The sequence below is a fragment of the Sphingobacterium sp. UBA7249 genome (genome assembly GCF_002472835.1).
Classification (GTDB): Bacteria; Bacteroidota; Bacteroidia; order Sphingobacteriales; family Sphingobacteriaceae; genus Sphingobacterium; species Sphingobacterium prati.
On sequence record NZ_DKST01000015.1, the window covers coordinates 454,566 to 466,885 of the forward strand.

The window sequence follows — 12,320 nt, forward strand, 5'->3', positions numbered from 1 at the left end:
TTCTTCACTGTTTCTTTGTAAAATCCAAAACTTTCTTTGCTGCTGAGCAGTTTATTCATAATAACAAAGGTGATTACTATGGATATTAGAACTAAAAGTAGAAGTAAAATAAAGACCTACTGGCGCATTTTGAAAAGTAGCGTTGCTGGATTTATAAATGAAGATTCAATGAAATATAGTGCTTCCTTATCTTACTATACTGTTTTTTCTATCGGTCCGATTTTAGTATTGATCATCGCACTTGCCGGAATATTTTATGGCGAAGATGCTATTGAAGGAAAGGTGTTTATGGAGTTGCGCGGCTTGGTAGGCAATAGTGCGGCCAAACAGATCCAGGAAGTTATCCAAAATCTTGAACTATCGGGAAAATCCAATATGGCTCTGATCATCAGTAGCATCACCTTGATTTTGGGAGCGACCACTGTATTTGGAGATATTCAGAATTCAATCAATAAAATCTGGCATGTACGGGCAAAACCAAAAAAAGGCTGGTTAAAGTTAATTCAGGACCGTTTGTTGTCCTCTTCTTTGGTCATCGGACTCGGGTTTTTGTTGGTCGTCACCCTGATTATCAATGGAGTAATTTTGGCTATGACCGGACAATTGCAGCGCTATTTTCCTGACATGACGGTACTGTTGCTTGATGGAATCAACTTTGCGCTGTCGTTTGGAATCATATTCCTACTTTTTAGTATCATATTTAAAGTCCTTCCAGATGTTAATATTGAGTGGCGAACTGTGCGCGCAGGTGCTTTGTTTACCTCGATTTTATTTGTTTTTGGCCGTTATCTGATCGGAATATACCTCGAGCATTCGGCGACACAGGATACCTATGGTGCTGCGGGCTCCTTTGTCCTGATTTTGCTTTGGGTATATTATACTGCAGCTATTTTATATTTCGGAGCCATCTACACAAGAGAATACGCAACGGTGATGGGGATCCCGATTGAGCCCGCCCAGTTCGCCGTACATGTGGAAACCCAGGAGATCGAACGCGCAGATGGTGAGATTCCGCCGGCTCCCCTGACTCAGGAGGAGAAGAGGGTGGAAATTGATCCGGCAGATGATCACAAACATTAGGACCTTGTCGGCTTTTTAGCTTTTAGTTCGATGCTCTCTCTTCGGTGTCGGTGGTATTGTGCTCACGGTATAGCTTTTCGCCAATATGGCCTTTATCTCCCAGAGCACGCCCTTTGATCAGCCATGATGTGCCGAATAAAAAGAGCGCTATCGCTTCAAATACAAGTGTCGCGTGTCCAAAGAGCTTGAGCGGAATGAATGCAATGCAAATGATTATACCATATCCACAAAATCGGTAAATATTGTTTTCATTTAGTATGCTTATGGGTATCTCGCTGTTCGGTTCTTGGCCAATTGTAAATACATTGATCGAAAGGAATGCAAAAGTTAGAAAAAGTACAGCAGCAAATCCATAGTGCAGTTCTTTCAATCCAATCGAAATCAGCGTACATTGTGTGCAGCTGGTACCGATCGGATCCGTAGGAATAAATGCGACTGCAATCGCCATAAATCCAGCAAGGTTTGTAAGCAGGTTGTCATTCTTCCAGATGACTTTGTTTCCATTGCCTTTATAGCAAATAAGAAATAACCCTACGGCACATAATGTTCCTGTAAAAATTTCACGCAGGTTTGAAAAATAATAATGACTTATGGACGGTTGTATCGTTGTGTCAAAAAACTTGAAAAGTGAAAATGAAACTAAGATCACGGGCAGGAGAATTCCCAAATACCCGATTGCCCTGCGTAATCTTCTATAAGCAAAGAGATTGTTGTTCTGAATTTTTTTGATGTGCATAAATACGATAATTGATTAGCTTAAAACTCGCCTGTTTGTGAGTTATACGATCGCTTAGTGCTTTCTGACTTCGGCATATAATCTATCCACATCTTTCTTTTGAAAAAGGGCAGTTCCTTCAGCCATTGTGGTGGCTGAGCCACAGGCAATTCCCATACGAAGTATTTCTTCAGGAGTTCCCTGTCCAGCCAGAACGGAAACCATGCCCGCAACCATGCTGTCCCCGGCACCAACCGTACTACGTGTTTTTACAAGCGGTGGGATCATTCGAATTTTTTCTGTTGCGGTATACAATGCAGCTCCCTGAGCCCCCAAAGATACCACAACAATGGCCGCTTGGCCCTGTGCAATTATTTGTTGGGCAGCATGATCTAAATCTGTATTTTCCAGTTCCTCTTTCCCGACAAGGGCTGCCAATTCACCAGCATTGGGTTTCAGCAAAAACACACCTTCCTCCAGTGCAGCTCTAAGGGCATCTCCGGATGTATCTACGACGACTTTACTTCCTTTTGTTTTATATTTCTTGATAAGAAACCCGATAAATTCAGCGGAGATGTCGCCTGGAAGGCTACCACTGATGACAACAAAATCAGGTGCCGGATATAATTGGTCGATAATAGTCAGAATTTCATCTTGTTCATTTGCTGTAAAAGATGCACCTGGAAATCCAAACCGGTATTGCTGGTTGGTGGTCTGGTCTACAACAATAAAGTTTTCTCTTGTTTCACTGCTTATGTGGATTGGTATAATATCGAGTCCTTCCTGTTTCAAAAGAAGCTCCAGCATATCGCCCGTTTTTCCACCGGAAGTAAAAAGCGCATCAGAAGGTATGCCAAGCCGTTTGAGCGCGCGGCTTACGTTAATACCGCCGCCTCCGGCTTCGTACTTTGGAGCGTTGCAGCGCAGTTTTTTTTCTGGAACGATGTTTTGAACACTGGTACTTTTGTCTACCGAGGGGTTTAATGTTATGGTTAAAATAGATTTTTTCATCCTATTACTGTTGTTAAATTCAGGTTTATCCTATACTCCTTATTGCCATAATACCATTACCTCAGGAGCGAATTACAATAAAGATAGCGTCCATACCATGAAGATAATTGATATTTGTAATATATACACAATTATGATGAAATTTACAGGCCATTGTCTTGATATACATCCTCGCGACTGTCACAGGCTCACTTTCTACGACATTAACGCTGTCAAGCAGTTCGCTCCATTGTTTTTTAGCGGCAATTGATCATAGTGCAAAGACCGTGATTTAAATAATGATTTGTGTCCGACGGATTATAAGCCATCCTCTGCGAATATAAAATTGCGCTTAAGCGGGATGATAAATGTCTTAAATTTATAGTGTTATTCGTGAAGGTACATTGGTAAATTAAATAATACCAACAGTGAATGAAAAATCAGAGGCAGTATTGAATAGGGGACCTGGACCGTAGCAATTGTGGTTGGTTTTCAGTAGACTGACACAAGTAAACCAAATATTAAAGTCTAAATTTTGAGAGATGTATAAATTAACTATTTTATCGTTGTTTTTGCTCAGTTGTGCTGACAGCAACAACTATAAAACCGCCCAGCCTAAGGTTATGAAAAATATAGAAATACAGTCGGTTGAAATCATGTGTGCCGGTGGCCAGCTGGGGTATAGCTCCCGTATGTTAATAGATGAGGATTCCACGCACTATAAGCAAACTGTCGCCGCTAATCCGGAGAAGAATTCGGAATATCGTAAGAAAACAGTATCTCAGGATTGGAATAACCTTATAGCTAATATCAATTTGGTAGCATTTAAGTCCGCAAAGGGAGGTAAAAGTGTTCAATCCATGGATGGAATTGATATCAAGATTATTGTAGTAAGCAATTCTGATACCATCTCAAAAATGAATGCCTATAATAACAATGAATGGAAGTACATTGTTGAACATGTTTATCAGGTAAAGATGAATATAGATGGGGAACGAGCTAACAATTGATTTTAAAGTAGCAAAAGCAAAATTTTAGGTTGATCCTTATATAATTGACTAAAGATCTATAGAAGGAATAGCATAACAATTTATCTTAAAAAGGGTGGGATGATAAAAATATATACACTTATTCTGGTAACAGCGTTTGTTTTCACGGCGTGTGATAATAAAACGGAAAAGAAAATGATGGAAAAATCTCCATTAAAAGAAGTATTTGGAAAGGATAGCGTGCATTCAGTGCCAATTAAGGTAATTTCGGGTGCAGAAACTGATCTGTTAACATCGCTTCCCATCCGGCATTTTCCGATATTGGACTCCACTGACTTCGAGAATTTTGAAAAATCAGGGATACGTGATAGCGGTTTTCTGAAAAAGATCAATTTTGACCCGAGACGTAAAGATGCGACAAATTTTAGGCTTAATTATAAAATACCATTTTCTGAAAAATTTGCTTCCATTGTGGCTACCTACCAAGGCGGTGAGCACGAATTATTCACAATATTGATCACAATAGATAAGGACAGCAAAATAATCGACAAACTGGAAATTGCATATGATGAAGTAGCGGAATCTGCATTTGCGAAAACGAGTAGAATAGAGAAAAATAAAATAGTGGTAACAAATAGCAATTGGATGAGCGAAGATCCTATTTTTGAAACCGAAACCTTCATTTTAGAAAACGACGGTAAATTTAAAAAAGTACAGGCTGGTACAGCGCAGGAATTAAATTGAATACTGGAAAATCGCAGATTTTACACTTAAATTGGATGAACAGGAATACTCATCCGGATATGGACAAGGAAGTACCTTCTCATCTTTGAGAAAGGAATTTATGAATGGGAGTTGGATCGAACCCGGCCGACCTTTCGTTCGAATCCTGATACCTTTAAACAAGAAAAGCTAATCTTGCGATTAGCTTTTCCTTTTGTGATCCCGCTGGGATTCGAACCCAGGACCCATACATTAAAAGTGTATTGCTCTACCAGCTGAGCTACGGAATCGTACTTCTTTTTGAACTGTCGTTCCCTGTTTGAAGTGATGCAAAAGTAGGGCTTTAATCCTACTCCTGCAAATTTTTTCAGTTTAAAATCGCGTTAGCACGCTTAAAAAGCTGATTTTAAGCCAAAAAAATTAATCGTTTTCCAATTCCATAATTTCCTCGGCCAATTGCTCCCATTGTTCCTGATAATGGATTAACTGGGCCTTGGCCGAATTGTAAGCGCGTGTAGTTTCCTGTAACTTAGTCGCATCCGAATAAACAGCTTCATCCGCGAGTTTTAATTCCAGGTCCTTGACCACTATTTCCTGTTCTTCGACGTTTTTCTCCAACGTCGAAAGCTCTTTGTTCTTTTTGCTCAGCAACCGTGTCCGGTCTTCAGATGGCGCCTGTTTTTCCTTTTTGACCTTTGGCTCTTCTTTGACTTTTTTCTCCGCTTTGCCCTCAGTTTTTATAATACGTTTTGCCGCCCATTCTTCATACTCCTGATAAGTGCCCGGATATTCTTTGATCTCCTTATCTTCGATATACCAAATTTTATTGGCCACGTGATCCAGAAAATAGCGGTCGTGCGAAACAACAATAAACGTTCCTTCAAATTGTTGCAAAGCTTGGATCAAAATATTGACCGATTGCATATCCAAGTGGTTGGTAGGTTCATCGAGCGCCAGAAAGTTGGCATCAGCTGTCAGTGCTTTCGCAAGGGCTACACGGGATTTTTCACCTCCAGATAGTACTTTAATTTTCTTGAAGGCATCATCGCCGGTAAATAGGAAACAGCCTAGTATTGAACGCAATTCGGTCTCCGTATGTTTTGGGGCAAATGCCTGGAGCTCGGCCAATATTGAGTTTTCGAGGTGAAGTGCCTCCAACTGGTGCTGTGCAAAGAACGTTTGTGAGACATTGTGCCCATGTTCTGCTTTGCCTTCAAATTGGTCGTCTGTACCAGCGACAATACGAAGTAGGGTAGACTTACCTTTTCCGTTTGCACCGATCAAAGCAATTTTATCACCTTTTTCAATAATTGCAGAGGTATTTTTTAGTATTTCTAAGTTCGGATAAGATTTAGAAATATTGTCTAATGTCACTACATGACGGCCAGAAGGTTTTGAAAATTTGAAGCTAAAGTTGACGGTTGGATTATCGTCATCCACATCTTCAATCTTTTCCATTCTATCCAAGGCTTTAATACGCGACTGTGCCATTTTTGCCTTGGACGCTTTGGCACGGAAACGTTCGATAAGCCGTTCTTCCTGCTTGATCTTCGCTTGCTGGTTTTTGAACTGGTTGGCCTGTAGTTCGTTTCTTAACTCTTTTTCCTCTAGGTAAAAGCTATAGTTACCTGCATAAAGTGTTAATTTTCCTTTGCGTGACTCTACTGTTTTTTTGATGATGCGGTCCAGAAAATACCTATCGTGTGATACAATGACAATGGCTCCGTCAAAAGCCTGTAAATAGTTTTCAAGCCATTTGATCGAAGGTAAATCCATGTGGTTGGTAGGCTCATCCAACAATAGAATATCAGGAGTCTGCAACAGGATTTTGGCAAGCATTACACGCATGCGCCATCCTCCAGAGAATGTTGCCAGAGGTCTTTTTTGTTCTTCTTCTGAAAAACCCAGACCGGCCAGGATCTCGTGGGCTTTAAACTCGAGATTGTAACCATCCAGCGCTTCAAATTCCAACTGTCTGTCACTGAGTTTATTGAGAATATCGTCCGAATAATCAGTTTCCAATTTAGCGAGTAAATCCTCGATTTCGGCATGTAACTGATTTTGGCGTTCGAACGCTTCCATGGCTACATATAGAATACTCTTGTCGGAATGGTAAGATAGTAAATCTTGATTTAGATAACCGATCTTAAGGTCCTTTGCCATGGAAATCGTTCCCGAAGTTGGGGCATACTGTCCAACAATTAACCGCAATAAGGTAGATTTTCCGGCACCATTGGCACCTATTAAACCTACTTTATCACCTGGTTTGATGTGCCAGTTTGCCTCATCATACAACGCACGGGATCCTATTTCAAATGTTAAATTATTTATTGATATCATTTCAAATGCAAAAGTACAAAAGTAATGAATATTTCTTCTTGTTTGAGTAACTTTGCGATTATGTATAAATTAGTCAAACCTATATTCTTTACAATGAATCCGGAGACGGCTCACCATAGGGTGACCGGCGGATTGAATGTCTTCTCAAAAATCTGGGGTGCCAAGCGATTATTGAATGCTATTTTTACGGTAGAAGATCCTCGTTTGGAACGTGAGGTGTTTGGATTGAAGTTTAAAAACCCGGTAGGTCTGGCCGCCGGCTTCGATAAAAATGCCGAATATATTTCCGACATGACTAATTTAGGATTTGGTTTTATTGAAATCGGAACAGTTACACCAAAACCTCAGCCGGGAAATGATAAACCACGGATGTTTCGTCTTGTGGCGGATGAAGCGCTGATCAACCGTATGGGATTTAATAATCAGGGAGCGGATGTGGCCGCAAATCGCTTGAAGAACCTGAAAGACCGAAAAGGACTTCTTATCGGCGGCAATATTGGAAAGAATAAAGTTACACCGAACGAAGAGGCGGTAAACGATTATATTTATTGCTTCAATGCACTCTTTGATTACGTGGATTATTTTGTAGTCAATGTCAGTTCACCCAATACACCTGGCCTAAGGGATCTGCAGGAAAAAGAACCGTTGAAAAATATACTAAATACCCTACAGCACTTGAATAAAGCAAAACCAGCTTCAAAACCTATTTTGCTTAAGATTGCTCCCGATCTAACAGACAGCCAATTAGATGATATTGTGGAAATCGTTGTGGAGACACAGATTGCAGGGGTCATTGCCACAAATACCACGATTTCGAGAGAAGGTTTAAAGAGCCAGGAGGAGTTGACCAAGGAAGCCGGAGGAGTAAGCGGACGACCACTGACCAAGCGCTCTACGGAAGTAATCCGTTACTTAAATGAAAAATCCAATAAAGCATTCCCGATTATTGGTGTCGGCGGCATTCATTCTGCCAAGGACGCTATTGAAAAGCTTGATGCAGGTGCCAGTCTTATCCAGGTATATACCGGATTTATCTATGAAGGGCCGGGCTTGATTGCAAACATCTGTAAAGGGATACTACAGACAGGACGATAGATTAGGAAATGACTGTAGATTTTAATTTAAAAGACTTTTTGGATAAAAAGGTTGATGAATATAATCAACCCAATTTTATCCCCAATGACCCGATCTCCATTCCACATCAATTTTCTGCCAAGCATGATATTGAAATTACAGGGTTCCTGGCCGCTATTATGGCTTGGGGACAACGTAAAACGATTATTAACAAATGCAATGAACTGATCAAAAGAATGGACGGTACGCCTTACGATTTTATTATGAACCATCAGGAGCAGGACTTAAAAAGCCTGCTTGGTTTTAAGCATCGTACGTTCAACGATACGGATATACTCTATTTCGTTGCTTTTTTTAAACACCATTACAATCACTTTACCTCCTTGGAGGACGCCTTTTTGGTGGGACAGGAAGCCATGGAAGCGGTGAATTTGGAACAGGCGCTCAATGCATTTAAAGTGTATTTCTTTTCTTTGCCTGACTATCCACATCGTACACGTAAACATATCAGTAGCCCAGCCCAGAAGTCTACTGTCAAACGTATCAATATGTTTCTGCGCTGGATGGTCCGAAAGGATAATAAAGGGGTTGACTTTGGTCTTTGGAACCGGCTGTCTCCAAAAGATCTCATCTGCCCATGTGATGTCCATGTCGAACGTGTTGCACGAAAATTTGGACTGATTACTTTGGAAAAGGTTAATTGGAAGACAGCGCTTGAGCTGACCGGAAATCTTCGCCTCCTGGATCCTAACGATCCTGTGAAGTATGATTTTGCACTTTTTGGTCTGGGGGTTGAAAGGGAACTTTAATTACCTGTCTTGCTTCAATATCGAATGTGCTATATTATAAAGCCCGCATTCAAAAATACGGGCCTTTTGTTCTTCAGCAAGTGCGATCAACCGAGATGGTCGATCTTAATCAGGAGATCCACCAAGCGATTGGAATAGCCAAATTCATTGTCGTACCAGCCCACAACTTTCACTAATCCGCCAACAATTGAGGTCAATTGGGCATCGAAAACACAAGAATAGGGATTGTTTATAATATCGACAGATACGATTGGATCTTCTGTATAAAACAATACTTGCTTTAATTCATTTTCCGCAGCGGCTTTGAAGGCGCTGTTGATTTCTTCAACCGTTGTTTCTTTTTCCAAGGTACAGGTGAAATCTGTCAATGATCCGTTCAATACAGGAACACGTATACCCGCGCCACCCAATTTATCCTGTAAATGCGGGAAGACGTTGGTAATCGCCTTGGCAGCACCTGTCGTTGTCGGTATGATCGCCGAAGAGGCTGCCCGTGCGCGTCTCAAATCTTTGTGTGGTGCATCATGCAGATTTTGATCTCCCGTCATGGAGTGGACGGTAGTGATATATCCATCTTTTATCCCCCAATTGTCGTCCAATATTTTGACTAAGGGCGCGACATTGTTGGTTGTACAGGAGGCATTCGAGAGAATGGATTCGGAGAGATCCACCGTGTTGTCGTTGATACCCAATACAACTGTTGCAATATCTTTGTCTGCTGGAGGAGCGGAGATGATTACCTTTTTGGCTCCGGCAGTTAAGTGGAGTGTTGCTTTCTGGCGACTTGTAAAAAGGCCTGTAGATTCAACAACAACATCAATATGCAAAGATTTCCAGGGCAGTAGGGCCGGATCTCTTTCATTAGTTACCAAAATGGGATGGCCATTCACGATGATATGATTTTCGTCGTGTGTGACCGTGCCGGAGAAAGGTCCATGAACTGAATCATATTTGAACAAATGGGCCAAAGTCTTGGTATCCGCCAAATCATTGATGGCAACTACCTGCAGCTGACTAAAAGTCTCACGCAGAAAAATATTGCGCAGGGTGTTTCTTCCGATACGCCCAAATCCGTTTATCGCTATATTGAGCATTTCAGCTTATTTATGAAATTGGCTTATCACCTCATTAATATTTTTCTCACCTTCCCAATGTACTTTTAGTTTGCCATCAGCACCGTAGACATAATTTGCCGGGAATTGTGAGGGGACATGTATGCTTTGGATAAAGGTTTGATCTTTGTCAATCAATACCTCTACATTGGAGGATTTAGACAATTTTGGTGCAAAGCTGTCGAAGAAGCCTAATACCAATGCCGGATCATTCATGGAAATGTAGAAGATGTTTACATCTTTTAGACGATCGATATTTTTTTCAAGTTCGGTTGCTTCATGCTGGCAGTGGCTACATCCCGGATCAAATAAAATAAAAACGGTATTCTTATCTTTAGCAAGGTTCTCATTGCTAACACGTATACCCGATCGAAGTTGGTAAAAAGTGAAATTAGGAAGAATTGCAGCTGGTTCGGAAGACTGCGCGGGGCTCGCTTGCGAATGGTCATGGCCAGCATGATCGTGACCTGCGTGATCTTGGCTATCTGCGGTATTTTCCGGTGTGTTACTTTCCGTACCAGTTGCCTTTTGATTGCCTTTATTGTTACATGAATAAAGCATAGCTGCTGCTAATACAGCGGTTACTCCTAAGATTATTTTTTTGTTCATAGACTACCTTTGATTTTAAATCAGTTTCCGTGATTTTTTATTGTTTTAGATTCGTCAATAGGATGTGTTTTTTAGCTCAACTTTAGCTGAATGCCAACCATGCTTCAACGAAATCAATGAAGGATCAAAACTATAAAAAAAATGGGACTATGCAGTGTCTAATCTTAAGTTATGACAGTTTACTGGTTAAATGTCAATAACACGGGCTACTGCTATTTGTCCTGGGATTTGTCTTATTGTGATCTATCTTTGATGTCAGGTGGACTGTTTGGATCTATCAGCGAGGTGGATTGGATGATTTCTGGTGTACCACGGCCAAACTCGTTACTATAGACTTTAAGGAGTACGCCTACGCAAGAAAGAATAAGAGGTCCAAATATCAATCCAAGCATGCCGAATAAATTTAATCCCAGCAATACACCAAAAACAGTAATTAAAGGATGGACATCGCCCAGTTTTTTTAAGATTGTAAAGCGAAGGACATTGTCAATACTCCCGATGATAATGATGCCGTATAGTGCGAGGCCGATGGCATTGCCGGATTGTCCATTTGCCAATAGAAATACAGCTGCTGGAAGATAGACCACCATTGTGCCTAAAATGGGAATAATGGTCGATACTGCGGTTAAAATACCCAGAAAAATTGGGTTTTCAAGCCCGAAAATCCAATAGCCTACACCAGCGACAACACCTTGACACATTGCCAGGATCGGAATGCCAATAGCATTTGATTTGACCATCATATCGAATTCTTTCCATAGCTCTGCTTTACTGCCTGTGGAAAATGGGATGGCATTATATATGGTCCGTTCTAGCTGCTTGCTGCTTACCAACATGAAATAAAGTACAAATAAGGCTACCAAAACATTGACACCAACTTCGGCAACGGAATTCAGGATATTTGGAATAAACTTTGCTGCCCGCTGGAGTCCGCCCATCAAAGCGGTATCCGATAGATCAATGCTGCTGAGGTATGGACTATCCTTGAAATAGTTTTTAATGGAATCAAATTTTTCCATAATCTCATCTTTATTGCTGATTGCATCAGTTACCTGAGGGACCATATAATTGATCAGTAAATAAAGCGGGCCGACCAGAAATACAATCGTGAGCAGGATTAATAAAAGACTTGCGATGGACTTTTTCCATTTTCTTTCTTCGGTCAATTTAAAATTGATTTTTCGAAAGAGGATATATAATGTTATTGCGCCCAAAAAGCCGGGAAGATAATAGAATAAATTCGTAAATATCAAGATGCATATCAGCAGAATAATGATGATAAGCATGATCTGGTTAATGGAATTGTTGTTGATCTGTTTGTATTTCATGTGTCTGGAATAAATATCACTTTAATTTCTATGTATCGTATGACAATATTTTTTTACAAATGTTTTATATTGTTAAATTAAACTTACTTTTTTACAATTTCAATGATTTTTTAATTTCTTTTTCAAGTCGACAAACCTAAGCGATGAGATTGGTAAATCAATAGGATGTGGAGGGGATTATCCGGCTAAAGCATTGTTTCAACTGCAAAAATTTGGGTACATCAATACTGCTATATGTTGTGGACAGGATACCAACAAAAGTAGGAGCGGAGCAAAAAAACTGTCGCTTAAGGGATGTATTTATGGTGAAAATTAATTTTGGTTTTGTGGCATTAGAATTTCCTTTAGAATGGTCATAATATCATACTGCTTGACGAAGAGTATGGAGTGCGCCGGCGAATGCGCAGTAGAAGGATTATTAGTTGCAGCAGCTAAACGAACGGTTGATCTAGCGGATTTATGAATAAAAGGATGTGACCCTTTCCCTTTCCTATTATTTGAAAATAAGCCCATAATCTTTCTTTTTGGTTATTAGCGCCAGTTTTTTGGCT

The 12,320-nt window shown here is 40.4% G+C and carries 12 protein-coding genes and 1 tRNA gene; 5 read left to right on the top strand and 8 right to left on the bottom strand.

The features are described from left to right. Window positions 1-78: 78 nt before the first annotated feature. Entirely contained in the window at window positions 79-1,080 is a 1,002-nt protein-coding gene (locus tag B4A24_RS12655) for a YihY/virulence factor BrkB family protein (protein ID WP_293945391.1), read from the top strand. Window positions 1,081-1,102: 22 nt separating this feature from the next. On the opposite strand, the gene B4A24_RS12660 is transcribed toward B4A24_RS12655, so the two are convergent. Both B4A24_RS12660 and B4A24_RS12665 read right to left on the bottom strand, forming a co-directional pair. Further along, a complete protein-coding gene (locus B4A24_RS12660) occupies window positions 1,103-1,816 on the bottom strand; it encodes a hypothetical protein (protein WP_293945392.1) in 714 nt (237 codons plus the stop codon). 54 nt (window positions 1,817-1,870) lie between these two features. After that, window positions 1,871-2,806 (bottom strand): 1-phosphofructokinase family hexose kinase, encoded by a 936-nt coding sequence (locus B4A24_RS12665; protein WP_293945394.1) that lies wholly within the window; start codon window positions 2,804-2,806, stop codon window positions 1,871-1,873. Between the two features lie 521 nt (window positions 2,807-3,327). Here B4A24_RS12665 and B4A24_RS12670 point away from each other — a divergent pair. Together B4A24_RS12670 and B4A24_RS12675 are read left to right on the top strand one after the other, a co-directional pair. Continuing rightward, complete coding sequence (locus B4A24_RS12670) at window positions 3,328-3,795, top strand: hypothetical protein (RefSeq protein ID WP_293945396.1); 468 nt, start codon at window positions 3,328-3,330, stop codon at window positions 3,793-3,795. A 99-nt stretch (window positions 3,796-3,894) separates the two neighbouring features. Further along, window positions 3,895-4,518, top strand: coding sequence for a hypothetical protein (locus tag B4A24_RS12675; RefSeq protein ID WP_293945398.1), 624 nt, complete (start codon window positions 3,895-3,897; stop codon window positions 4,516-4,518). A gap of 196 nt (window positions 4,519-4,714) precedes the next feature. Here B4A24_RS12675 and B4A24_RS12680 read toward each other — a convergent pair. Together B4A24_RS12680 and B4A24_RS12685 are read right to left on the bottom strand one after the other, a co-directional pair. Further along, a tRNA-Lys gene (locus B4A24_RS12680) sits at window positions 4,715-4,787 on the bottom strand. Window positions 4,788-4,917: 130 nt separating this feature from the next. Further along, complete coding sequence (locus B4A24_RS12685) at window positions 4,918-6,837, bottom strand: ABC-F family ATP-binding cassette domain-containing protein (protein ID WP_293945399.1); 1,920 nt, start codon at window positions 6,835-6,837, stop codon at window positions 4,918-4,920. Between the two features lie 60 nt (window positions 6,838-6,897). Here B4A24_RS12685 and B4A24_RS12690 point away from each other — a divergent pair, with 60 nt between their 5' ends. Beyond that, entirely contained in the window at window positions 6,898-7,932 is a 1,035-nt protein-coding gene (locus B4A24_RS12690; RefSeq protein WP_293945401.1) for a quinone-dependent dihydroorotate dehydrogenase, read from the top strand. An 8-nt stretch (window positions 7,933-7,940) separates the two neighbouring features. Then, entirely contained in the window at window positions 7,941-8,720 is a 780-nt protein-coding gene (locus B4A24_RS12695) for a TIGR02757 family protein (protein ID WP_293945403.1), read from the top strand. Between the two features lie 86 nt (window positions 8,721-8,806). Here B4A24_RS12695 and gap read toward each other — a convergent pair whose 3' ends face one another. The 4 genes from gap to B4A24_RS12715 form a co-directional block, all read right to left on the bottom strand. Next, the gene (gap, locus tag B4A24_RS12700; RefSeq protein ID WP_293945405.1) at window positions 8,807-9,814 is read right to left on the bottom strand and encodes a type I glyceraldehyde-3-phosphate dehydrogenase; all 1,008 of its coding nucleotides are present in this window, start codon (window positions 9,812-9,814) and stop codon (window positions 8,807-8,809) included. A gap of 6 nt (window positions 9,815-9,820) precedes the next feature. Beyond that, window positions 9,821-10,441 (bottom strand): TlpA family protein disulfide reductase, encoded by a 621-nt coding sequence (locus tag B4A24_RS12705; protein WP_293945407.1) that lies wholly within the window; start codon window positions 10,439-10,441, stop codon window positions 9,821-9,823. A gap of 233 nt (window positions 10,442-10,674) precedes the next feature. Continuing rightward, the gene (locus B4A24_RS12710) at window positions 10,675-11,769 is read right to left on the bottom strand and encodes an AI-2E family transporter (protein WP_293945409.1); all 1,095 of its coding nucleotides are present in this window, start codon (window positions 11,767-11,769) and stop codon (window positions 10,675-10,677) included. A 312-nt stretch (window positions 11,770-12,081) separates the two neighbouring features. Continuing rightward, entirely contained in the window at window positions 12,082-12,282 is a 201-nt protein-coding gene (locus B4A24_RS12715) for a hypothetical protein (protein WP_293945411.1), read from the bottom strand. Window positions 12,283-12,320: the final 38 nt, after the last annotated feature.

Bases quoted from the DNA above. Each gene is read 5' to 3' on its own strand.
- B4A24_RS12655 (WP_293945391.1), top strand. From the start codon at position 79: ATGGATATTAGAACTAAAAGTAGAAGTAAAATAAAGACCTACTGGCGC.
- B4A24_RS12660 (WP_293945392.1), bottom strand. From the start codon at position 1,816: ATGCACATCAAAAAAATTCAGAACAACAATCTCTTTGCTTATAGAAGA.
- B4A24_RS12665 (WP_293945394.1), bottom strand. From the start codon at position 2,806: ATGAAAAAATCTATTTTAACCATAACATTAAACCCCTCGGTAGACAAA.
- B4A24_RS12670 (WP_293945396.1), top strand. From the start codon at position 3,328: ATGTATAAATTAACTATTTTATCGTTGTTTTTGCTCAGTTGTGCTGAC.
- B4A24_RS12675 (WP_293945398.1), top strand. From the start codon at position 3,895: ATGATAAAAATATATACACTTATTCTGGTAACAGCGTTTGTTTTCACG.
- B4A24_RS12685 (WP_293945399.1), bottom strand. From the start codon at position 6,837: ATGATATCAATAAATAATTTAACATTTGAAATAGGATCCCGTGCGTTG.
- B4A24_RS12690 (WP_293945401.1), top strand. From the start codon at position 6,898: ATGTATAAATTAGTCAAACCTATATTCTTTACAATGAATCCGGAGACG.
- B4A24_RS12695 (WP_293945403.1), top strand. From the start codon at position 7,941: ATGACTGTAGATTTTAATTTAAAAGACTTTTTGGATAAAAAGGTTGAT.
- gap (WP_293945405.1), bottom strand. From the start codon at position 9,814: ATGCTCAATATAGCGATAAACGGATTTGGGCGTATCGGAAGAAACACC.
- B4A24_RS12705 (WP_293945407.1), bottom strand. From the start codon at position 10,441: ATGAACAAAAAAATAATCTTAGGAGTAACCGCTGTATTAGCAGCAGCT.
- B4A24_RS12710 (WP_293945409.1), bottom strand. From the start codon at position 11,769: ATGAAATACAAACAGATCAACAACAATTCCATTAACCAGATCATGCTT.
- B4A24_RS12715 (WP_293945411.1), bottom strand. From the start codon at position 12,282: ATGGGCTTATTTTCAAATAATAGGAAAGGGAAAGGGTCACATCCTTTT.